Raw genomic sequence first — 22,237 nt, 5'->3', positions numbered from 1 at the left:
CTACCTGATCCACCACCGCCAGCTTAAAGGCCAGTGTGTAGTCCTTCTGCGTTCTCTTAACCCATTGATCCACTTGACTTTCCTTTCTGATGAACAGAAAGGTGTCAACCTCATTCAGGACGGGTCAGTGGCGACACGGTGGATCGCCGTTGTTCTCCCTCTTTTTCTTTCCTCATCCACTCTCTTTCAAACCATGACGACCAGTTCTATCTCTTCCCCTTCCCGCGCCGTTTCTCCCCGTTCCGAACGCGCCGAAGTCGCCGATACCGCCTCTTCGAACAAACGGCCTGCCGGTTCGAGCCAGCCGGGCGGCGATGCCCGCCTGGACGGCCTGCCAGCGCGGTCCCCGGACGCCAGCGCGGAAGGTGCTTCGGCCAAGCGCCCCCGCACCTCGCTGCCGGGCGCGGATGCGGGCATCGCAGCCCGCGAGGCCCAACTCGACAAGGTGTACACCACGCTGTCCCTGCAAGCCCGGCAGACCCACGCGGCTAACCAAAAGCGCCTGGAAGCCGGCGTGCAGAAGCTTTTGCAAAATGCCTCCGTGCAAGCCGAGATCGCGGTGGGCAAGGACGTGCGCGATTGCGTGGCGGACGCCCTCAAGGGCCTGCTGGAGGAAGCCCAGTTGTCCACAGATATTTATAAGCCCAAGGACGCCACACAGTTGGCGGGTTACGGTCGCTATCTGCTGCACAGCCAAGCGAAGGAAGGAGAGTCGTTCTGCCTGCAACTGTTCGCGTTCGATGCCAGGCAAAAGACCCCCATCCACGACCATCCCAACGAGTGCGCTTCTTTCATCCTGAAGGGCAATTTGTCGGAGCGGATCTACCGACCGACCGGCGAAACGAAAGACAAAACGCCGCTGGCCGACAAGACCGACAAAAATGCGCGGCCGCAGGGGTCGTGGGCCGGCTTCGGGCCTGACGAGCTGGGCGTGCCCCACAGCCTCAAGAACAAGTCCGGCGACATCGCTCTGTCGGTGCACCTGTACCGCGACATGGATGGCCTGTCCGAAGGCCAGCAGATCGCGGCCAAGACCAAGTTCGAGCGCACGCCCAAGGCACCCAAGCCCGCCGTGGCTCCGGCCGAGTAGGCTCTCCCGGGGTCGGCCGCCTGCGCGGCCTGGCTAACCCTGCACCAGCCGCTTGAGCTGGTAGAGCGCGTCCAGCGCCTCGCGCGGGCTCAGGGTGTCGGGCTGCAGTTCGGCCAGCGCCGCTTCCGCCGGGCTCACCAGCGGCCCCTCGGCCTCGGGCGGCTCGGCGAACAGGTCCACCTGCGTTTCGCCCTCGCCGGCCCGCTGCTCCAGCGCGGCCAGCGTGTGGCGCGCATGGTTCAGCACCGGGCCCGGCACGCCCGCCAGGCGGGCCACGTGGATGCCGTAGCTGCGGCTGGCCGGCCCCGGCTGGATCTCGTGCAAAAAGACGATGTTCGAGCCCGATTCGGTCGCGCCCACGTGCACGTTCACCGCGTGCTGGTGGCGCGCAGACAACTCGGTCAGCTCGAAGTAGTGGGTGGCGAACAGCGTGAACGCCTTGGTGCGGTCGTGCAGGTGGGTGGCGATGCCGCTGGCCAGCGCGAGGCCGTCGAAGGTGCTGGTGCCGCGACCGATCTCGTCCATCAGCACCAGGCTGTGCGGCGTGGCCGAATGCAGGATCTGCGCGGCCTCGGTCATCTCCAGCATGAAGGTCGATTGTGCGTTGGCCAGGTCGTCGGCCGCGCCGATGCGCGTGTGGATCGCATCGATGGGCCCCAGGCGGCACGACGTGGCCGGCACGTGGCTGCCCATGCTGGCCAGCAGCACGATCAGCGCCACCTGCCGCATGTAGGTCGATTTACCGCCCATGTTCGGCCCGGTGATGACCTGCATGCGGGTGTTGGCGTTCAGCCGCGTGTGGTTGGCGATGAAACTGCCGGACGAGGTCTCGGCCAGCCGCGCCTCCACCACGGGGTGGCGCCCGCCCTCGATCTCGATGCAGGGCTCGGGCGCGAACTGCGGCGCGCACCAGTTCAGCGTGAGCGAGCGCTCGGCCAGCGCGCACAGCACGTCCAGCGTGGCCAGCGCATGGGCCAGCCGGGTGAGGGCGGGCACATGCGGCTGCAGCCGGTCCAGCAGCTGCTCGTACAGCCATTTCTCGCGCGCCAGGCCGCGCTCCTGCGCCGACAGCGCCTTGTCCTCGAAGGTCTTGAGTTCCGGCGTGATGAAGCGCTCGGCGTTCTTGAGCGTCTGGCGGCGGCGGTAGTCGTGCGGCACGCGGTCCAGGTGGCTGCTGGTCACCTCGATGTAAAAGCCGTGCACCTTGTTGAACTGCACGCGCAGGTTGGCGATGCCGGTGCGCGCCCGCTCGCGCGTCTCCAGGTCGAGCAGGAAGGTGTCGCAGTGCGTCTGGATGCCGCGCAGCTCGTCCAGTTCGGCGTCGAAGCCCGGGGCGATCACGCCGCCGTCGCGCACCAGCGCGGCCGGCTCCTCATGGATGGCCGCGCGCAGCAGTTCGCCGCAATCGACCGGCGGACGCAGGTGGTCGAAGATCTGGGCCAAAAACGGCTCCGAAGCATGGAATGCCCCGGCAAGCTGCTCTGCTTTTTGTAGCGTCTTGCACAGACCCAGCAGCTCGCGCGGGCGCACCTGCCGCAGCGCGATGCGGGCCGTGATGCGCTCCACATCGCTCACGCCGCGCAGCTCGCCGCGCAGCGCCTGCCACGCGCCGGTGCCCGAGGCCGTGCCGCGCAGCGCTGCGGTGGCCGACAGGCGCTGGCGGGCCTCGGTGCGGTCGCGCCGCGGCTCCAGCAGCCAGGTTTTGAGCAGGCGGCTGCCCATGCCGGTCATGCAGGTGTCCAGCAGCGAAAAGAGGGTGGGCGCGTCTTCGCCGCGCAGCGTGCGCGTCAGTTCCAGATTGCGGCGCGTGGCCAGGGGCAGGGCGATCAGCTCGTCGCTCTGCTGCACGCGCACGCCGTGCACGTGGGTGAGCGATCGGCCCTGCGTGTGCTCGGCATAGGCCAGCAGCGCCGCGGCGGCGGCGTGGGCCTGGGCCAGGTCCTGCGCGCTCCAGGCGACAAGGCTGGCCGCGCCCAGTTGCTCCAGCAGCTTGCGCTCACCCAACGCGGCATCGAACTGCCAGTCCGGCCGCAGGCTCAAGGGGCAGGCGAAGGTGCCGTTCTGGCGCAGCGCCTTCAGCTGCTGCTCGAAGCGCTCGGTCACGCCCGCGCTGTAGATGACCTCGCTCGGGGCTATGCGCGCGATCCAGGCGCCGACCTCGTCGTGCGTGCATTCGGCCAGGTGCACCAGCCCCTGCGTCACGCTGAGCCACGCCAGGCCGCAACGCGCACGCGGGCCCTGGTGCACCGACAGCAGCAGCGATTCGGCCTTGTCGGACAGCAGTTCGCTGTCGGTGAGCGTGCCCGGCGTGACCACGCGCACCACCTTGCGCTCCACCGGCCCCTTGCTCGCGCCCACTTCGCCCACCTGCTCGCAGATCGCCACCGACTCGCCCATCTTGATGAGCCGGCCCAGGTAGTTCTCCAGTGCATGGAACGGCACGCCGGCCATCACCACCGGCTGTCCGCCGGACTGCCCGCGCTGCGTGAGCGTGATGTCCAGCAGCCGCGCGGCCTTCTCGGCATCGGCGAAGAACACCTCGTAGAAATCGCCCATGCGGTAGAAGACGAGCGTGTCGGGGTACGCGGCTTTCAGGGCCAGGTACTGCTGCATCATCGGCGTGTGGTGCGAGAAGTCGCTGCCCAGATGCGGCGCGGCGGGCGCGGGCGTGCCAGGGGCGGAGGGCGCTGCGGATGGCGATGCGGTGATGGGGGCGTTTTCTGCCGGCTGCTGCATGTTCTGGGTTCTCTCGACTTCACCGGGATCGCGGAGCGCGCGACGGCCGCTCGCTGCTGCAATCCCACGCGGGGTGGCATCGCGGCACCCGCTCGGTCAGCGGCCGGCCGCGGCGAACCCGCTATTGTGGACGAGCGCCCAGGCGCCAGCGGGCCGACCCGCCGGATCGGCAGGGCGGTGACCGGCAGCCGCCGCCATGCCCCGGACTTTGCCAAAGCGTGGGCAGATGGACGCTGATTTCAAATAGTGTCAGAAAATGAGAAAAAAATTCTCAATATGGCTCACTAACATGGTTGCTGTTACCCGGATCAACGGAAATCAAGCAACGCCATGGAAATCTACCTCGACGCCAACGCCACCACGCCCGTCCTGCCCGCCGCCCGCGATGCCGCACTGGCCGCGATGGCGGACGACTACGGCAACCCCAGCAGCACGCACAGCACTGGTCTCAAGGCCCGCGCGCTGATGGATGCGGTGCGGGCCCGGGCCCGCCGGGTGGTCGGTGCGTCTTCGGGCCAGCTGATGTTCGTGAGCGGCGCGACCGAGGGCATCCAGACCGCCGTGCTGTCGGCCCTGGACCAGGTGCGCAGGCAGCGCACCGCAGGCGGCGACGGCACCGCGGGGCCGCAACAACTGCTGCTGTACGGCGCGACCGAGCACAAGGCGGTGCCCGAGGCCCTCAAGCACTGGAACACGCTGCTGCAGCTCGGCCTGCAGGTGCTGCCCATCCCCGTGGCACGCGACGGCCGGCACGACCTCGACTGGCTGCGCGCCCATGCGCCGCGCGCCGCCCTGGTGTGCACCATGGCCGCCAACAACGAGACCGGCGTGGTCAGCGATCTGGCGGGCATCGCCCAGGCGATGGCGGGCAGCGGCGCGCTGTGGCTGGTGGACAGCGTGCAGGCCCTGGGCAAGATGGCGCTGCAGCTGGCCGACCACCCCATCGACTACGCCACGTTCTCCGGCCACAAGCTCTATGCGCCCAAGGGCATCGGCCTGCTGTACGTGCGCGAGGGCGCGCCGTTCACACCCATGATGGCCGGCGGCGGGCAGGAGGGCGCCCTGCGCTCGGGCACCGAGAACATGGCGGGCATCGCCGCCCTGGGCGCGGTGCTGGCGGCGCTGGAGGGCGGCACCACGTTTCAGCCCCCGCAGGTGCTGGCGGGCTACCGCGCGCAGCTGGGCGCGGCGCTGGAGGCAGCCTTCCCCGGCCTCGTCTTCAACGCGCCGCCCGGGCTGTGCCTGCCCACCACGCTCAACTTCTCGGTGCCGGGCGTGGGCTCCCGCCTGTTGCTGGACCTGTTCGACGCCGCGGGCGTGCGCGTCAGCGGCGGCTCGGCCTGCAGCGCGGCCAAGGCCCAGCCCAGCCACGTGCTGCAGGCGATGCAGTTGCCGGACTGGCAGGCGGACTCGGCCGTGCGGCTGTCGTTCGGCCCGGCCGCGGATGCCGCCTTCATCGGCGAGGCCTGCGCCCGCATCCGCGCGTGCGGCGAATCGCTGCGTGCCAGTTGCCTGGGCCCGGCCCAGCCGGCCGCGTTGCCCGTCGAAGGCGTGACCCGTTTCGTGGTCGATGGCGCGTGCTGCTATCTGGCGGCCGATGCCGCCAGCCGCCGCTGTGCCGTGATCGATCCGCTGCCCGCGCTGACCGAGCGCCTGGCCCAGCTGGTGCGCTGCCAGGGCTACACGCTGGCGGCGGTGCTGGACACCCACAGCCACGGCGACCACGCCTCATCCGCCGCCGCGCTGCGTGCCGCCCTGGCCGGCCATCCGGCCGCGGACGAGGCCGTGGACGCCCTGGGCTGGCCGCAGTCCGCCGAGCGGATCGACCTGGGCGCGCTGCACCTCACCCGCCTGGCCACGCCGGGCCACACCGAAGATGCCACGGCCTACCTGCTGCACGGCGCGCAGGGCCTGCGCCTGGCGTTCGTGGGCGACACCGTCATGCCGGGCGCGCTGGGTCGCAGCGATTTCGCGCAGAGCGCGCCGCTCGCCTTCGGGCCGTCGCTGCATCGCATGGCGCAACACCTGGGCACCGGGACGCTGCTGCTGCCCGCGCACGATGAAGACCACCGCTTCGCCACCACGCTCGCCACGGAATGCGCCGCTCAGCCGCTGCTGGCGCAGGTGCTCGACGGGCGCCTGGACGCCCCGGGTTTTGCGCAGGCCAAGGCGCGGCTGGAGCAGGGCCTGGCACCGCAGGAGGCCAGCGGCCAGCCCATGCTGTGCGGCGTGCGCGTGGACTCGCCGTGCGCGTCCGCCGCGGGCAGCGACATGGCGCCGGCCGCGCTGCAGGCGATGCTGCAGGCCCCGCAGCCCGCCCTGCTGCTGGTGGACGTGCGCGAGCCCTACGAGCAGCGCCTGGGCCGGGCGCCCGACCTGGGGACGCCCGTGCAGCGCCAGGCCGTGCCGCTGTCGGCCCTGGTGAACGCGCTGCCCGAATGGCTGGCCCTGTCGCCCGACACGCCCGTGCTGTTCTTTTGCCGCAGCGGCAACCGCAGCGCGCAGGCCGCCAAGGCGCTGCGCCGGCTGGGCCACGACCGCGCCTGGAGCCTGGCGGGCGGCATGGCGCTGTGGCGCAATTGACGGGCGGTGCGCTTGGCCGGTGCGCAGGCATGGGGAAAAAAGGCCTCCAGCACAATCAGTACTAGGGCATTATGCTATTAAAAATATAGCAAATGCCGGGTGCGGCCAGATGGCGAACGGGTGTGCCTGCGGCCCCACGGCCGCAGATGCTTACCGCGCGTAGTTGAGCGGCAGCGCTGTGGTGAACTTGATCTCTTCCATGGCGAAGCTGGAGCTGATGTCGCACAGGTGGTTGCTGGCGATCAGCTTCTTGTAGACCCGGTCGTAGGCCGCGATGTCGGGCACCACCACGCGCAGCAGGTAGTCGATCTCGCCGCTCATGCGGTAGAACTCGACGACCTCCGGCATGACCTGGATGGTGGCCTTGAACTTGTCGAACCACTCCTGCGTGTGGGTGCTGGTGCGCACCGACACGAACACCGTCACGCCGACGTTGACCTTCTGCGCATCGACCAGCGCCACGCTCTTCTTGATGACGCCGCTCTCCTTGAGCCGCTGCACCCGGCGCCAGCACGGCGTGGTCGACAGCCCCACCTTGGCGGCGATCTCGGCCCCTTGCTGGTCGGCGTCTTCCTGCAGCAGATCCAGGATCTTTTGGTCAATGGCGTCTAGTTTCACAGTGGGCTCGGCTGGAGGTTCGTAGGAAGGAGGGGGGCTCGCCTGGGGCGGCGAGCGGTGGCATCGGGGCCGGACAAGGCGCCTTCGATTCCGCCACGCGGATTCTGCATCGGCTGAACGGTCACCGCGTGCCTTAAGGGCCCGGACGCACCCCTCGAACCCCGGCCGTACTTGGCCCTTTCAGAGGGGCGGGGTTTTTCAGCGCCGCTCAAGCGTCAGAAAAGTGTAAGGCAGGCCGGCCGCGCTCTGGTGGCTTTCGCGCGCCGTTTCCACCCATTCGGGGCCCGGCTCGGGCGCATAGGCATCGCCCTCGAACGCCTGCCCGATCTCGGTGGCCTCGATGCGCGTGGCCAGCGGCAAGGCCTGCGCGTACAGCTGCGCGCCGCCGATCACCCAGGTGGTGGGGCCCTCGGCCTCGGCCATCCGCAGGGCCTCGGGCAGGCCCGCGGCGCGGCGGGCGCCTTCGGCCTGCCAATCCGGCTGGCGCGTCACCACGATGTTGGCGCGCCCCGGCAGCGGCCGAAAGCGCGGTGGCAGCGAATCCCAGGTCTTGCGGCCCATCACCACGGGGCAGCCGTTCGTCAGCCGGCGAAAGTGCGCCAGGTCTTCGGGCAGGTGCCAGGGCATGGTGCCGTCCTTGCCGATCACGCCGTTGGCGGCGCGCGCATAAATCAGGTGCAGGGCCATGGAAGGGGCTTTCGCAAAGACGGGAAGAGGGGGAGCCGCGCTCAGAAATGCAGGAACGCCATGGTGCCGACGCCCAGGCCGATGGCGGCCACGCCGTACATGCCGTATTCCAGCCACTTCTTGCGCGTGAGGAGCGCAATGGCCGCCAGGGCGATGGCCACCTGCAGCGCGGTGGTGGCCTGGGCCCAGCGGTGGTGCTGGTGCATCTGGGCCTCGCTCTGGTGGTCGAAGTCGAGCGACTCGCGTTCCAGCTTCTCGGCCTGCGTCTTGATCTCGTTCTTCTCGGTCTCGTAGCGGTCCAGCTTGGTCTGGTAGCTGCCCTTGCGGTCCTCGGGCGCCAGGTCGCGGGCCATTTCGGTCAGCGACTGCTTGGTGCTCTTGGACTGGAAGTAATTCCACTGGTTGGAGGCCTCCGTCTTGCGGATGGCCGCGTCGTTCTTCAGCAGCCCGGCATTGGCCTGCGTGGCCCCGCCCATGTACGAAAAGATGGCGCCCACCGTCGCCACGATCGCGGTGAACATGGCGATCTTGCTGGTGGACGATCCGCCGCCCTCGTGCGCGTGGGCCTCGTGGGGGCCGTGGCCCTGGCTGGCATGCTCGACCGCATGGTCGTGGGGGCCGTGTACGTGAAATCCGCCGGAAGACATAGTGAGTGGATGGTGGAAAGCGTCGGTTGGGACGGGAAAAACGGGGCGGAACCCGAAGGCGCCGTCCCACTGAAGGGTTCGCAACGGGGCGCCATCTTAGAGCGTGTCGGTGACCTGCCGGCGCCGCAGCGCTCAAGCCGGTCCCGCAGGCCGTGGCAGGCGGCACCGCGCCGCAATGCCCAGGAAGTGCGCCAGCCCCGGCGTGGCCAGGCCTTCGACCTTGGCCTGGTCGTCCCACAGCCGCAGGCGCACGGCCTCTTCGGCGTGCGGACGACCGATGAAGGCCCGGGCCTCCTGCGCACCGAAAACGCCGCCCTGCAGCACCAGGCTGCGCTGCGAGTCGGCCGACAGCGCCGACCGGTAATGCGGCCGGGTGGCGCACAGATAGCGCTTGGCGTCCACGTGCCAGCGGATGGCGTCGAGCACACGGTCCCCGAACAGACCGCGCAGAAAGGGCAGGGCGCTGAACTGGTGCAGGTCGTCGATACCGTGCGCCGTGGGGGTGTCGCCATGGTCCTGCAGCAGGTGGCCCAGGTCGTGCAGCAGCGCCGCGGTGATGAGTTCGTCGTCCGCGCCCGCCTGTTGCGCCAGCCAGGCGGTCTGTAGCGCGTGCGCGGTCTGCGTGACTGGCTCGCCGCTGTACTGCGTGCCGCCATGGCGCTCGAACAGCAGGGCGATGTCGTCGAAGGCCAGCGGCATGGTCAGGCCTCGGCGGTGGTGCGAGTGGCCCGCCGGCGCGCCGGGGCCGGCGCAGCGAGGGGGGCTTCTGGCGCGGGGTAGTAGTTCTGCAGGGTGCGTTCGCGGCTGTTCATCACGTGGTCGAACATCGCCTGGCCCGCGGCCTCGGCATTGCGCGCCGCGATCGCCTTGACGATCTGCCGGTGCTCGCGGGTGTACACCGCCATGGATTCGACGGTGAGGTTGCGGCGCCGGATCAGCGACAACTCCTTGATGAGGCGCCGGTAATGGGCGGTGAACTTGGCGTTTCCGGCCAGCTGCAGCAGGGCGTCGTGGAACTCCAGGTTGAAGCGGTGGAAGTCCTGCGCGTTGCCGGCCTTGGTGGCCGCGTCCATGGCATCGACCCATTGGCGCAGCGCTTTCGTCTGGGCGGCGGTGCAGGTTTCGGCCAGCTTGCGGCCGATGTACATCTCCATCACCGCGCGCAGCTCGAAAATCTCCAGGGCCTCGTCCAGCGCGATGTCGCGCACGAAGACGCCGCGGTTTTTCTCGGTGCGCACCAGGCCGGCCTCGTCGAGCATGCGGAACGCCTCTCGCACCGGGCCACGCGACACGCCCAGGCGGGTGGCCAGGGTGGATTCGGTCAGCTTCTCCCCGGGCTGGAACTCGGAAGCCAGGATCATGCGCTCGATCTCGTTTTGCACGAGGCCGGCGAGCGAGTTGCCCTGAAGCTGTGCGATGGCGGCGTTCGTGGGGCTCTGGACTGCCATGGATCAAGTTCTCCCAAAAAAGACGATTTTGCAGATTGTCTACGATCTACAAAAAACAATCGGCCCGACATGGCCCTCATTTTGCTTGGCAAGAATGTCATGAGGATGACACGGGCGGGCACCAAAGTTCCACCCGTTCAACCCCTGGAGCATTTCCATGCAACGCATCCCACGGCCGCTTTCCGCGGCAATTCTCGGACTGGTCCTGGCCGCTGCGGCTGGCTCGGCCTTCGCGCAAAAGCAGCAGCTGATCGTCTATACCGCCCTGGAGACCGACCAACTCAAGGCCTACCAGGAAGCGTTCAATGCGGTGAACCCGGACATCGAGATCAAGTGGGTGCGCGACTCCACGGGCGTCATCACCGCCAAGCTGCTGGCCGAGAAAGCCAACCCGCAGGCGGACGTTGTCATGGGCGTGGCGGCCACCAGCTTGGCGCTGTTCGACCGCAACGGCATGCTGGAGCCCTACGCGCCGCTGAACATCGACGCGATCATGCCGGCCTACCGCGACAAGAAGAACCCGCCCGCATGGTTCGGCATGGACGTGTTCGGCGCCACCGTGTGTTTCAACACCGTGGAGGCCAAGAAGCGCAACATTCCCCTGCCCACGACCTGGAAGGACCTGACCCGGCCCGAGTTCAAGGGCCAGGTGGTGATGCCCAATCCGGCGTCCTCCGGCACCGGCTACCTGGACGTGGTGTCCTGGCTGCAGATGTGGGGCGACGAGGGCGGCAAGGGCGGCGGCTGGAAGTACATGGACGCGCTGCACGAGAACATCGGCCAGTACACGCACTCCGGCTCCAAGCCCTGCAACATGGCCGCCTCCGGCGAGTACGTCGCGGGCATTTCCTTCGAGTACCGCGGCCACACCAACAAGGCCAAGGGCGCGCCGATCGAACTGGTGTTCCCCAAGGAAGGACTGGGCTGGGACCTGGAAGGCTTCGCCATCTACAAGGGCACCAAGAAGCTGGATGCGGCGAAGAAGCTGGCCGACTGGGCGTCGTCGAAAGATGCCATGAAGCTCTACGGCAAGAACTTCGCCATCACCGCCCAGCCCGGCATCGCGCCCAAGCTGGCCGGCATTCCGGACGACTACGAGGCGCGCCTGATCCGACTCGACTTCGACCATGCCGCCGCCAGCCGCGAGGCCACGCTGGCCGAATGGTCCCGGCGCTACGACAGCAAGAGCGAAGCGAAGAAGTAAACCGATGGACAACGACGACGGCAGCTTCCTTGCGCTTCGCGGGATTCACAAGCGATTCGGCGCTTTCACCGCGCTCGGCAGCATCGACCTGTCGATCCGCCAGGGGGAGTTCGTCTGTTTTCTCGGGCCGTCGGGCTGCGGCAAGACCACCTTGCTGCGCATCGTGGCGGGGCTGGAAACCCAGACCGCCGGCCGCATCGTGCAGGCGGGGCGGGACATTTCGGTGGCGCCACCGGCCGAGCGCGACTACGGGATCATGTTCCAGTCGTATGCGCTGTTTCCCAACCTGACGGTGGCGCAGAACGTGGCCTACGGGTTGGTCAACCGGCGCGAGGGACGCGCGCGGATCGCGGCGCGCGTGGACGAGCTGCTGCACCTCGTCGGGCTGCCGGGCAGCGGGCCGAAGTTTCCCGCGCAGATGTCGGGCGGCCAGCAGCAGCGCATCGCGCTGGCGCGCGCCCTGGCCACGTCGCCGGGCCTGCTGCTGCTGGACGAGCCGCTGTCGGCGCTGGACGCCACGGTGCGCGTGCACCTGCGCAACGAGATCCGGTCGCTGCAGCGCAGCCTGGGCGTGACCACCATCATGGTCACGCACGACCAGGAGGAGGCCCTGTCGGTGGCCGACCGCATCGTGGTCATGAACCACGGCGTGATCGAGCAGGTCGGCACGCCCATGCAGGTCTACCGCGAACCCGCATCGCCCTTCGTGGCGGACTTCGTCGGCAAGGTCAACCGGCTGGACGCGGTGGCCGAGGGCGGCCACTGGTTCCGCTGCGGCGACAAGCGCCTGCAGTGCGTGCCCGGCGCGGGCACGGAATTCCGGCCGGGCAGCGCGGTGTCGCTGTACCTGCGGCCCGAGGACCGCGTGGTCGGTGCCGCCGTGCAGGACGACCCGCTGCAGTGCGCCGGCACCGTGCGCCACATCGAGTTCCTGGGCGGCAACTGCCTGGCCGAGATCGACGTCGACGGCCTGGGCGGACAGCCGCTGCAGCTGCAGTATTCGCTCAACCAGATGGACGAGTTCGGGGTGCGCGAAGGCACGCGCGTGCGCTTCGCCCTGCGCGCCGACCGGCTGCGCGTGTTCGCCGCCGGCACCGCCGCATGAGCGCGGTGGCGGCGGCCGTTCGCGCGGCGCCCCTGCGCCAGCGGGTGCATTGGAGCGACCGGCTGGCCCACCTCGGCCTGCTGGGCGTGGTGGCGCTGCTGGGCGTCGGACTGGTGGCGCCGCTGCTGCTCATCCTGTCGAAGGCGCTGGATGCGCCGCAGGGCGGGGCGGTGTCGGGGCTGGGGGCCTTCACCGCCTACCTGGCCTCGCCCGCCTTGCTCACCAGCCTGTGGAACAGCGTGTGGGTGTCGCTGCTGGTGACCGCCATCGTGCTGCCGCTGGCCTTCGCCTTCGCCTATGCGCTGACCCGCAGCTACATGCCGGCCAAGGCGCTGCTGCGCACGGTGATGCTGCTGCCGCTGCTGGCGCCTTCGCTGCTGTCGGCCATCTCGCTGATCTACTGGTTCGGCAACCAGGGCGTGGCCCGGGACTTCTGGACGGCGCTGGGGTTCACCGGCATCTACGGCGCATCGGGCATCGTGCTGGCCGAGTGCTTCGCGGTGTTTCCGCACGTGCTGATGATCCTGGTCACGGCGCTCTCGCTGGCCGATGCGCGCCTGTACGAGGCGGCCGATGCGCTCGGCACCGGCACGCTGCGCAAATTCTTCACCATCACCCTGCCGGGCGCCAAGTACGGGCTGATCTCGGCCGCGCTGGTGTGCTTCACCCTGGTCATCACCGACTTCGGCATTCCCAAGGTCGTGGGCGGCAACTTCAACGTGCTGGCCACCGACGTCTTCAAGCTGGTCATCGGCCAGCACGACTTCCAGCGCGGCGCGGTGGTGGCGCTGCTGCTGTTGCTGCCCGCGGTGCTCACGTTCGCCATCGACGGGCTGGTGCAGCGCCGCCAGACCGCCACCCTCACGGCACGCGCCGTGGCGCTGGTGCCCCGGCGCGCGCGCGGATTCGATGCGGCCATGGCGCTCTATTGCCTGTGCATCGCCGGCCTGGTGCTGGCCATGTTCGGCATGGCGGTGTTCGCCTCCTTCGCCAAGCTGTGGCCGTACAACCTGTCGCCCAGCCTGGACCATTACGTCGCGGGCCTGGTCGATGCCGACCTGGCCGATGCCCTGGGCAACAGCCTGAAGCTCGCCTGCGGCACGGCGGTGGTGGGGACGGCCGTGGTGTTCGTCGGCGCCTACCTGCTGGAGAAGACCCGGGGCCTGCCAGCCCTGCGGCCGGTGGTGCGGCTGGCGGCCATGCTGCCGATGGCCGTTCCCGGCCTGGTGCTGGGCCTGGGCTACATCTTCTTTTTCAACGCGCCGGCCAACCCGCTGCACGGCCTGTACCAGACGCTGCCGCTGATGGTGCTGTGCACGGTGGTGCACTTCTACACGACCGGCCACCTCACCGTGGTGACGGCGCTCAAGGCGCTGGACGCCGAGTTCGAAGCGGTGTCCGCCTCGCTCAAGGTGCCGCTCTACAAGACCTTCTGGCGCGTGACGCTGCCCATCTGCCTGCCGGTGCTGCTGGACGTGTCGCGCTATTTCTTCATCAGCGCCATGACGACGATCTCGGCCGTGGTGTTCCTCTACTCGCCCGACACCCGGCTGGCCTCGGTCGCCATCCTGAACCTGGACGAGGCCGGCGACACCGGCCCGGCCGCGGCCATGGCGGTGCTGATCGCCGCCACCTCGGCGGTGGTCACGCTGCTGTACCTGGCCGCCGGCTATTGGGTCGAGCGGCGCACCCAGGCCTGGCGTGCACCGGCCCGATGAAGGCGATGACCCCCTGAAAACACAGCGCGCAGCGACGAAGACCGCCCTGCCGCCTGGAAAAAGCACCATGGAAACCCACCCCACTTTCGACGTGATCGTCGTCGGCGCCGGCATCGTCGGCCTGGCCCATGCCTACACCGCCGCCCGGCGCGGCCTGAAGGTCTGCGTGGTCGAGCGCGACGCGGCCTGCGTCGGCGCCTCGATCCGCAACTTCGGCTTCATCACCGTCACCGGCCAGGGTGCGGGCGACACCTGGCGCCGCGCCCGACGGGCCCGCGAGGTGTGGGGCGAGGTCGCGCCCCAGGCCGGCATCGAGGCCGTGCACCACGGCCTGTACCTGACGGCATTCAGGCCCCAGGCCCTGGCCGTGCTCGAAGAGTTCATGGGCACCGAGATGGGCGAAGCCTGCGAGCTGCTCGGCGTGGCCGAGGCCGCCCGCCGCGCGCCGGCGCTGCAGCTGGAGGGCGCCCAGGGCGTGCTCTACAGCCCGCACGAGATGCGGGTGGAATCGCGCACGGCCATCGGTTTGCTGACCCAATGGCTGGCCGAGGCGCATGGCGTGGTGTTCCGCTTCGGCGAGGCGGTACTGGAGGTCGCCACGCCGCGGGTGCGCACCGCGCGCGCCGTGCTGCACGCCGAGCGCGTGGTGGTCTGCACCCATTCGGACATCCACGGCCTGTTCGCCGAGCGACTGGCACCGCACGGCCTGCGGCTGTGCCTGCTGCACATGCTGCGCGTCATGCCCGAGCCCGGCCTGCGGCTGCCCGGCTCGGTCATGGCCGACCTGAGCCTGGTGCGCTACCGGGGCTACAGCGACCTGCCCGCCGCCGCCGCGCTGCGCGAGCAACTCCAGCGCGAAGAGGCCGAATCGCTGGCCAACGGCATCCACCTCATCGTGGTGCAGAGCGCCGACGGCTCCCTGGTGGTGGGCGACTCGCACCACTACAGCGCCGCGCCGCAACCCTTCGCCGACGAGCGGGTGGACGACCTCATCCTGCGCCACCTGCGCGGCACGGTGAAGCTGCAGGCTTGCCGGGTGACCGAGCGCTGGGTGGGCATCTACCCCTCGTCGGCCACGACCGACTGCCTGATCGACCGGCCCGACGACGCCACCCGGCTGGTGATCGTCACCAGCGGCACCGGCGCCAGCACCGCCTTCGGCATCGCCGAGGACACCTTCGGCGCCTGGTGAGCCGTCTTTCACCCAACCCTTTCCCCACCGCGCCACGATCAGGACACGACATGGGCATGCCTCCTTCCACCACCACGCTGAGCGCCGTCGTCTTCGACTGGGCCGGCACCATCCTCGACTTCGGCTCCTGCGCGCCGATGGGCGCGTTCGTGCGGCTGTTCGAACAATTCGGCATCCGGATCAACATCGAGCAGGCCCGCGGCCCGATGGGCGTCGCCAAGTGGGACCACATCCACGCCCTGAGCCTGCTGCCCGAGGTGGCGCGGCAATGGGAGCACCTGCACGGCCGGCCCTTCGCCGATGCCGACATCGACCACCTCTACGAAGTCTTCACCCCCATGAATGCGGCGGTGGTGGCCGATTTCGCCGATTTCATTCCCGGCGCGCTGGACACCGTGGCCGCGCTGCGGGCCCGGGGGCTGAAGATCGGCTCCACCACCGGCTACAACCGGCCGATCATGGACATCCTGTCGCCCATCGCCGCGGCCGGCGGCTATGCGCCGGACAACCTCGTCTGTGCGGGCGACCTCGTCGCGGGCCGCCCTTCGCCGCTGATGATGTTCCGCTGCTTCGCCGACCTGGGGGTGTGGTGGCCCGCCACGGTGGTCAAGGTGGACGACACCGAGGTCGGCATCCAGGAGGGCCTGCACGCGGGCACTTGGACGGTGGGCGTCGCCGTCAGCGGCAACGCGTTGGGGCTGCCGCTCGCTGAGTGGAACGCCCTGCCGCCGGCTGCGCAGCAGGCCCACCGCGACGCGGCCGCTGGCAAGCTGCAGGGCGCGGGCGCGCATTACGTGATCGATTCGGTGGCCGACCTCCTGCCGGTGATCGACGATATCGCCGGCCGGCTGGCCAAGGGCATCCGGCCCTGAGGCGCGCTGCCGGACCCCCTTGCGCTACGATTCCGCCCTTGGCTCGTCCCTTCGGCACATGAAACAGTACCTCGACCTCGTTCAGAACATCTTCGACAACGGCAGTTGGCAAGACAACCGCACGGGCGTCCGCACCCTGAGTCTGCCGGGTGCGATGCTCCGGTTCGACCTGCAGGAGGGCTTTCCTGCCGTCACGACCAAGAAGCTCGCCTTCAAGTCGGTGGTGGGCGAGCTGGTGGGCTTTTTGCGCGCACGCCGCAGCGCGGCCGATTTCCGGGCGCTGGGCTGCAAGGTCTGGGACCAGAACGCCAACGAGAACGCGCAGTGGCTGGCCAACCCCTACCGCCTTGCCGAGGACGACCTGGGGTCGGTGTACGGGGTGCAGTGGCGCCAGTGGCCGGCCTACAAGCTCATCGACCCGGCGCTGCCGCAGGGCCCGGCGCAGATCGCGGACGCGCTGGGCCGGGGATACGAGGCCATCGGCACGCTCGGCGGCGAGGACGGCAAGCCGTCCGGCGTGCTGCTCTACAAGGCCGTCGACCAGCTCCGGCAGTGCCTGGATACGCTCATGAAGGACCCGGGCAGCCGCCGCATCCTGTTCCACGGATGGAACTGGGCGCAGCTGGACGAAATGGCCCTGCCGCCGTGCCACCTGCTGTATCAGTTCCTGGCCAATCCGGGCAGGAAGGAAATCTCGCTGTGCCTGTACATCCGGAGCAACGATGTCGGGCTCGGCACGCCGTTCAACCTGGCGGAAGGGGCAGCGCTGCTGCACCTGGTGGGCCGGCTCACGGGCTACACGCCGCGCTGGTTCACGTACTTCATCGGGGATGCGCACATCTACGAGAACCACGTGGACATGCTCCGTGAGCAGCTCACGCGCGAACCCCACCCGCTGCCCAAGCTGGTGCTGTCCGACCGCATCCCGGACTACGCCGTCACCGGCACCTACGCACCCGAATGGCTGGAGGCGGTCGAGCCGTCGGACTTCTCGCTCGAAGGCTACCAGCACCACGCCCACATCACGGCCCCCATGGCCGTCTGATGTCGCGGGGTGGGTGTGCCGAAACGCCCCTGGGCGGCATGGGGTGCGCCAGATTGGGGGACATGAGCGGATAAGCTCGCCGGTTGCTCCCCGATTCCAAGGAAATCCGCCCCATGCGCCTTTCGCCCTCTTTGCCATTGTTCGCCGCAGCGCTGCTGGCCGCCGGCTGCGGCACCCACGTGCCGCTCATGCCCTCGGGCTCCACGTCCTCTCCCGCCAAGCCGGCCGCGCCCGCTGCGAAGGCTGCGGCGGCACCGGCCGCCGCCAACCCCTGGGCCAGCGTGCAGGCGCAGGTGGGCCGCAAGCCTTCGGAGGGCACGGACTTTCTGCGCACCGGCCCCATGGGGGTGCGGGTCAAGGAACTGCTCGGTCCCGTCAACCACCCGGAGTTCCTGAAGAACATGGCCGTCAGCACGCCGCTGCGGCAAGAAGGCGGCCTGCTCTACATCACCGGCCGCCGGTCGAACCAGCCGGACGCCCAGGCGGCGGCGGTGGTGGTGGATCCGTCGCGCGACGCGATGCGCGTGTGGCTGCAGACGGGCGACGAGGAATGGGACGTGCAGGACGCCGGCGCGCCGGTGCCCCTGCCCGCCGACGTGCGCAAGGTGCTGGAAGACGCGCGGCGCTGATCCCGGCGGGCCACCCCGGTGGCCCGGCCGTCAGGCGCCGTGCACCGGCAGCATGCAGTGGGGGTTCATCAGCCCCTGCGGGTCCAGCGCGCCCTTGATGGCGCGCATCATGGACAGCGCCACGGGCGACTGGTACTTCTCGAGCTTGTCCACCTTGAGCGCGCCCACGCCGTGCTCGGCCGAGAACGAGCCGCCGAACTGCGCCACGGCTTCGTAGACCAGGTGGTTCACGCGCGCTTCCTCGTCGCGCAGGAAGGCCTTGGCATCGCCCTCGGCCGGCGCCTGCACGTTGTAGTGCAGGTTGCCGTCGCCCAGGTGTCCGAAGTTGACCAGCCGCACGCCGGGAATCTCGCGCTGCAGCAGCGCGTCGGCGTATTCGACGAAGGCGGGGATGCGCGGGATCTGCACCGAGATGTCGTGCTTGATGTTCAGTCCTTCCTCGGCCTGGGCCAGCGGAATGTTTTCGCGGATGTGCCAGAGCTGGTGCGCCTGCGCCAGGTTCTCTGCCACGACCGCATCGGTCACGCAGCCGGCTTCGAAGGCGGTTTCCAGCAGCGATTCGAAGCGCGTGCGGGCGTGCGCCTCCGACTCGCTGTCGCTGTTTTCCAGCAGCACGCCGTAGGGCACGTCTTCCTGGTCGATGAAGGGCACGCGCAGTTGCGGCATGTGCTTGGCCACCAGGCTCAGGGCGAAGCGGCCCATCACCTCGAAGCCGGTCAGGCCCGCGCCCAGGTGCTTGTGCGCCAGGGCCAGCAACTGCACGGCGTGTTCCATCGACGGCACCGCGGCCCAGGCCGTCAGGCTGGCGGCGGGCTGCGGGTAGAGCTTCATCGTTGCGGCGGTGATGATGCCCAGCGTGCCTTCGCTGCCGATGAACAGGTCGCGCAGGTCGTAGCCGGTGTTGTCCTTGCGCAGGCCTTTGAGACCGTCCCACACCTCGCCCTGCGGCGTGACGACTTCCAGTCCCAGGCACAGGTCGCGCGTGTTGCCGTAGCGCACGACCTGCGTGCCGCCGGCGTTGGTGGCCAGGTTGCCACCGATGGTGCAGCTGCCCTCGGCCGCGAGACTCAAGGGGAACAGCAGCCCCGCCTTCTCGGCCGCGTCCTGCACGTTCTGCAGGATGGCGCCGGCCTCCACGGTGAGCGTGAGGTTGTCGGCGTCCACCGCGCGGATGGCGTTCAGCCGCGTCAAGCTCAGCAGCACCTGCGTGCCGGTCTCGTCGGGAATGGAGCCCACCGCCAGCCCCGTGTTGCCGCCCTGCGGCACGATCGCGGTGCCGGCGGCGGCGCAGGCGCGCACCACGGCGGCCACCTCCTGCGTGCTGCCGGGCCGCACCACGGCCAGCGCCTTGCCGCGCGCGCGGCGGCGCCAGTCCTGCTCCCAGGCGGTGAGGTCGCCTTCGGTGAGTACATGAGCGGCGCCGACGGTCTGGCGCAGGGTGTCAATCAGGGTGGACATGGTGTTCTCGAATGCTCGCGAAAAACGGGGGGTGGAAGGGGCGTGGGGCGGGGCCGTTTTTGGGTGTTCAGGGCGTGGACGGGGCCGGTGCCGCCGCGGCTGCGGCCGCACGTGCGTGCTTCTGGCGCAGGCGCACATGCAGCGCGCAGGCGGTGAACAGCGCCAGGCACAGCGCCACTTCGACCAGCGCGAGCCACCGGCCCGGGGCCGGATCGCTCCAGGCGCGCACCACGCCTTCGGTGAAATACAGCCACACCACCAGGCTCACCCAGCGGTAGGTGTACATGCGGTGCTTGAGCAGCCCGGCCAGCGGAAACGCCAGCGGCAGCGCCTTGAGCGCCAGCCACGAGCCGCCGGGACGCAGCGGGCTGAGCCACAGCTCCCAGGCCAGGCTGAGCACGATCAGGCCGAGCAGGCTGCCCACGGCCAGCCACCGGGTGGCCGCCACGTCGGGGGCCGCTGGAGCGCCGGTGCCGGATGCGGCGCGGGGCGCGCCAGGGGAGAGGGGGGAAGAGGCCATCGGGGTGGCATCATATCGGCCATGCCTTTAGCCCCACTCGCGCAGCGCTTCGAAGCCGTCCTGGCCGATCTGTCGCATTTTCCCTGGCGCACCACGGCGCATACCCTGCGCGAGCGCTTTCGCGAGGACCCCCTGGGCCTCACCGCCAGCAGCCTGACCTTCACCACGCTGCTGGCGCTGGTGCCTTTCTTCACCGTGGCGCTGGCCGTGTTCACCGCCTTTCCCATCTTCGGGACCCTGCAGACGGGGCTGCAGCGCTGGCTGGTGGACAGCCTGGTGCCGGACAGCATCTCGCGCCAGGTGCTGGGCTACCTCACGCAGTTCGCGGCCAAGGCCAGCGGCCTGGGCGTGGCGGGGTTTTCGATTTTGCTGGGCACGGCGCTGGCGCTGGTCCTGACCATCGACCGCACCCTCAACAACATCTGGCGCGTGCGCCGGCTGCGGCCGCTGGGCCAGCGCGTGCTGATCTACTGGGCGGTCATCACGCTGGGGCCGCTGGTGCTGGCGGCCAGCCTGGCGCTCACCACGTCGGTGGCCTCGTCGGCCTCGCGCGGCCTGCACGACGCGCTGCCCGACAGCGCGCGGCTGCTGTTCGACTCCATCGAATTCCTGCTGCTGGCCGGCGGCACCGCGGCGCTGTACCGCTACGTGCCCAACACGCAGGTCAAATGGCGCCATGCGTGGTCGGGCGGCGTGTTCGTCTCGGTGGGGATCGAGGTGGCCAAGAAAGTGCTCGGCCTGTACCTGGCCTCGGTGCCCACGTATTCGGTGCTGTACGGCGCGTTCGCGACGCTGCCGATCCTGCTGGTTTGGATCTACGTGGCCTGGGTGATCGTGCTGCTGGGCGCGGTGGTGGCGGCGTACCTGCCCAGCCTGCTCAACGGGGTGGCGCGCCGGGCGAGCGGCCAGGGCTGGACCTTCCAGCTGGCCGTGGAGGCGCTGCAGGCCTTGCACCGGGCGCACGGGACACCGGCCCGCGGGCTGCGCATGAGCGCGCTGTGTCAGGCGCTGCGCGTGGATGCGCTGCAGTTGGAGCCCGTGCTGGAGGCGCTCACCGCCCTGGACTGGGTGGTGCAGGTCAACGAAACCGCCGCCGGCGTGCCCGAGACGGTGGAGCCGCGCTACCTGCTGGTCGCCGATCCCGCCGCCACGTCGCTGGAGCCGCTGGTGCAGCGGCTGCTGATCGAGCGGGCCGACAGCCTGGAGCGTTTCTGGGGCAACACGGGCGTGTCCGTGCTCAAGATGGCGGACGTGCTGCCCCGCCCGGCGTGATTCACGGCGGGCATTTGCTATTATTTTTGTAGCTATATGCCCTAGTGGAATATGCGCCAGGGCCTATTTTTTGCCCAATTGCTGCCCGACCGCCGTGCCCGCCAGCACCGCACCTTCCAGCGTGGCGGGGTAGGGCCCGCGCACATAGTCGCCGCAGGCCCACAGCCCCGGCGCGATCGCGTTGGACGGGCGCTGCAGGGCCGGCGTGCAGGCGAAGGTGGCGCGCTTTTCCACCACCGTCTGCACCAGGTCCAGCGCTGGCAGGCCCAATTGGCGCATGGCCTGGCGCAGCACCTGCTGTTCGCGCTCGGCACGGTCGCCCTCGAAGGCGCTCACCACCAGGGCCAGCAGGCCCGGCGGGCCGCCCAGCACGCCGCGGTCGAAGGCGAACTGGGCCGGTTCCTGCGCCGAAGAGCGCAGGGCCAGCATGGGGCTCTCCAGCACGGGCCCCTGGGCGCCCGGCACCTGCGCATAGACGGTGGCGATGGCGGTGAAACGCATCGCCTGCGCCACGGCCGCCCAGTCGTACAGCGCGGAGCACAGCTCCTTGCGCGGCGCGGCCTGCTCTGAGCCCGCGCAGGCGGCCACCAGCCTGGCCGCATCGCTGCTGGGCAGGGCCAGCACGGCGGTGTCGAAGGCCTCGCCATCGACCGTCCAGCCGCTCGACGGCGGTGACTGGGGCGCGATGGCCTGCATCCGGCGCGCTCGGTGCACGGTGTGGCCCTGGACCTGCAGCCATTGCGCGGCGGGTTCAGGAAACAGCGCGCCCAGGTCGGTGCGCGGCAGCAGCAGGTTGGAGCCGCCGCGCCCGCTGAAGAGCGCATCGCGCAGCACGCGCAGGAACACCGTGGCGCTGGCTTCGGCGGCGGGGGTGTTGAGCGCCGAGACGCACAGCGGCTCGACGAATTCAGCCATCAGCTGCGGCGGCAGGCCCTGGCTGATGGTCAGCACCGTATCGCCGGGCGCGCAGCGGAATCCGCCCAGGCCCCACATCCAGCGGGCGGTGGTGGTCATCAGCGCCAGCCGCTGGCGCAGGCCCCAGCCCCGGGCGGTGGCAATGCCCCACACGGCGTCCCAGGGGGGCGCGATGTCGGGCAGGCGGATGCCCTTGCCGTCGGCGAAGCGCAGCGACAGCGGCAGGCGCAGCAGGGCCGCTTCCGGGTCCACGCCCACCTGCGCCATGAGGTGCAGGCACTCGGTGTAGGCGCCGATCAGGATGTGCTGGCCGTTGTCCAGGGGGGGCGGGGCGCCCGGCGCACCGGGCGCATCGGTGGCGGGCAGGGCGCGGGCGCGGCCGCCCAGCACGCGGGTGGCCTCGAAGACGGTCACGCGGTGCCCCGCCTGCGCGGCGGCCACTGCCGCCGCCATGCCGGCCCAGCCGCCCCCGATGATGGCAACACGTTGCATGCAAGA

The 22,237-nt window shown here is 69.7% G+C and carries 19 protein-coding genes; 10 read left to right on the top strand and 9 right to left on the bottom strand.

Going from position 1 to position 22,237, the window contains the following annotated elements:
- Positions 1-1,090, top strand: a 1,090-nt coding sequence (locus AVKW3434_RS23385; protein WP_284407733.1) for a cysteine dioxygenase, incomplete at its 5' end; no start/stop codon positions are given.
- A 33-nt stretch (positions 1,091-1,123) separates the two neighbouring features.
- Here AVKW3434_RS23385 and mutS read toward each other — a convergent pair.
- Positions 1,124-3,706, bottom strand: a complete 2,583-nt coding sequence (gene mutS / locus AVKW3434_RS23380; RefSeq protein WP_284395318.1) for a DNA mismatch repair protein MutS — start codon at positions 3,704-3,706, stop codon at positions 1,124-1,126.
- A 450-nt stretch (positions 3,707-4,156) separates the two neighbouring features.
- On the opposite strand from mutS, the gene AVKW3434_RS23375 reads away from it, so the two are divergent.
- Positions 4,157-6,409 carry an aminotransferase class V-fold PLP-dependent enzyme gene (locus AVKW3434_RS23375; RefSeq protein ID WP_284407732.1) on the top strand — a complete coding sequence of 751 codons (2,253 nt, stop codon included), beginning with the start codon at positions 4,157-4,159 and terminating at the stop codon, positions 6,407-6,409.
- A gap of 150 nt (positions 6,410-6,559) precedes the next feature.
- Here AVKW3434_RS23375 and AVKW3434_RS23370 read toward each other — a convergent pair whose 3' ends face one another.
- The 5 genes from AVKW3434_RS23370 to AVKW3434_RS23350 all read right to left on the bottom strand — a co-directional run bounded on the left by AVKW3434_RS23370 (position 6,560) and on the right by AVKW3434_RS23350 (position 9,809).
- Positions 6,560-7,027, bottom strand: a complete 468-nt coding sequence (locus AVKW3434_RS23370) for an Lrp/AsnC family transcriptional regulator (protein WP_272564333.1) — start codon at positions 7,025-7,027, stop codon at positions 6,560-6,562.
- A gap of 198 nt (positions 7,028-7,225) precedes the next feature.
- A complete protein-coding gene (locus AVKW3434_RS23365; RefSeq protein ID WP_284407731.1) occupies positions 7,226-7,714 on the bottom strand; it encodes a dihydrofolate reductase in 489 nt (162 codons plus the stop codon).
- Between the two features lie 41 nt (positions 7,715-7,755).
- Positions 7,756-8,361: a DUF4337 domain-containing protein gene (locus tag AVKW3434_RS23360; protein ID WP_284394789.1), complete on the bottom strand. Its 606-nt coding sequence runs from the start codon at positions 8,359-8,361 to the stop codon at positions 7,756-7,758.
- 132 nt (positions 8,362-8,493) lie between these two features.
- Positions 8,494-9,060: a phosphonate degradation HD-domain oxygenase gene (locus AVKW3434_RS23355; RefSeq protein ID WP_284407730.1), complete on the bottom strand. Its 567-nt coding sequence runs from the start codon at positions 9,058-9,060 to the stop codon at positions 8,494-8,496.
- A 2-nt stretch (positions 9,061-9,062) separates the two neighbouring features.
- Complete coding sequence (locus AVKW3434_RS23350) at positions 9,063-9,809, bottom strand: phosphonate utilization associated transcriptional regulator (protein WP_284407729.1); 747 nt, start codon at positions 9,807-9,809, stop codon at positions 9,063-9,065.
- Positions 9,810-9,966: 157 nt separating this feature from the next.
- Here AVKW3434_RS23350 and AVKW3434_RS23345 point away from each other — a divergent pair, with 157 nt between their 5' ends.
- From AVKW3434_RS23345 to AVKW3434_RS23315, 7 genes are all read left to right on the top strand, one after another.
- A complete protein-coding gene (locus AVKW3434_RS23345; RefSeq protein WP_284407728.1) occupies positions 9,967-11,013 on the top strand; it encodes a putative 2-aminoethylphosphonate ABC transporter substrate-binding protein in 1,047 nt (348 codons plus the stop codon).
- A gap of 4 nt (positions 11,014-11,017) precedes the next feature.
- A complete protein-coding gene (locus AVKW3434_RS23340; RefSeq protein ID WP_284407727.1) occupies positions 11,018-12,118 on the top strand; it encodes a putative 2-aminoethylphosphonate ABC transporter ATP-binding protein in 1,101 nt (366 codons plus the stop codon).
- Positions 12,115-13,836, top strand: a complete 1,722-nt coding sequence (locus AVKW3434_RS23335; protein WP_284407726.1) for a putative 2-aminoethylphosphonate ABC transporter permease subunit — start codon at positions 12,115-12,117, stop codon at positions 13,834-13,836. Before AVKW3434_RS23340 ends, AVKW3434_RS23335 begins: the two co-directional genes overlap by 4 nt.
- Positions 13,837-13,903: 67 nt before the next feature.
- Positions 13,904-15,028: a TIGR03364 family FAD-dependent oxidoreductase gene (locus AVKW3434_RS23330; protein ID WP_284407725.1), complete on the top strand. Its 1,125-nt coding sequence runs from the start codon at positions 13,904-13,906 to the stop codon at positions 15,026-15,028.
- A 50-nt stretch (positions 15,029-15,078) separates the two neighbouring features.
- Positions 15,079-15,900 carry a phosphonoacetaldehyde hydrolase gene (gene phnX, locus AVKW3434_RS23325; RefSeq protein ID WP_284407724.1) on the top strand — a complete coding sequence of 274 codons (822 nt, stop codon included), beginning with the start codon at positions 15,079-15,081 and terminating at the stop codon, positions 15,898-15,900.
- A gap of 58 nt (positions 15,901-15,958) precedes the next feature.
- On the top strand, positions 15,959-16,945 hold the full coding sequence (locus AVKW3434_RS23320; protein ID WP_284407723.1) for a thymidylate synthase: 987 nt from the start codon (positions 15,959-15,961) through the stop codon (positions 16,943-16,945).
- Between the two features lie 113 nt (positions 16,946-17,058).
- On the top strand, positions 17,059-17,574 hold the full coding sequence (locus tag AVKW3434_RS23315; RefSeq protein WP_284407722.1) for an Ivy family c-type lysozyme inhibitor: 516 nt from the start codon (positions 17,059-17,061) through the stop codon (positions 17,572-17,574).
- Between the two features lie 30 nt (positions 17,575-17,604).
- On the opposite strand, the gene AVKW3434_RS23310 is transcribed toward AVKW3434_RS23315, so the two are convergent.
- The gene (locus AVKW3434_RS23310; RefSeq protein ID WP_284407721.1) at positions 17,605-19,032 is read right to left on the bottom strand and encodes an FAD-binding oxidoreductase; all 1,428 of its coding nucleotides are present in this window, start codon (positions 19,030-19,032) and stop codon (positions 17,605-17,607) included.
- 67 nt (positions 19,033-19,099) lie between these two features.
- Positions 19,100-19,552, bottom strand: coding sequence for a DUF2069 domain-containing protein (locus AVKW3434_RS23305; RefSeq protein ID WP_284407720.1), 453 nt, complete (start codon positions 19,550-19,552; stop codon positions 19,100-19,102).
- Positions 19,553-19,573: 21 nt separating this feature from the next.
- Here AVKW3434_RS23305 and AVKW3434_RS23300 point away from each other — a divergent pair, with 21 nt between their 5' ends.
- Positions 19,574-20,824, top strand: a complete 1,251-nt coding sequence (locus AVKW3434_RS23300; RefSeq protein ID WP_284407719.1) for a YihY family inner membrane protein — start codon at positions 19,574-19,576, stop codon at positions 20,822-20,824.
- A gap of 63 nt (positions 20,825-20,887) precedes the next feature.
- On the opposite strand, the gene hpnE is transcribed toward AVKW3434_RS23300, so the two are convergent.
- Positions 20,888-22,231 (bottom strand): hydroxysqualene dehydroxylase HpnE, encoded by a 1,344-nt coding sequence (gene hpnE, locus AVKW3434_RS23295; RefSeq protein WP_284407718.1) that lies wholly within the window; start codon positions 22,229-22,231, stop codon positions 20,888-20,890.
- Between the last annotated feature and the right edge of the window lie 6 nt (positions 22,232-22,237).

Source organism: Acidovorax sp. SUPP3434 (assembly GCF_030159015.1).
Lineage (GTDB): Bacteria > Pseudomonadota > Gammaproteobacteria > Burkholderiales > Burkholderiaceae_C > Paracidovorax.
Note: the sequence above shows the minus strand (reverse complement) of the source record. Positions and strands in the feature narration are given on the sequence as shown.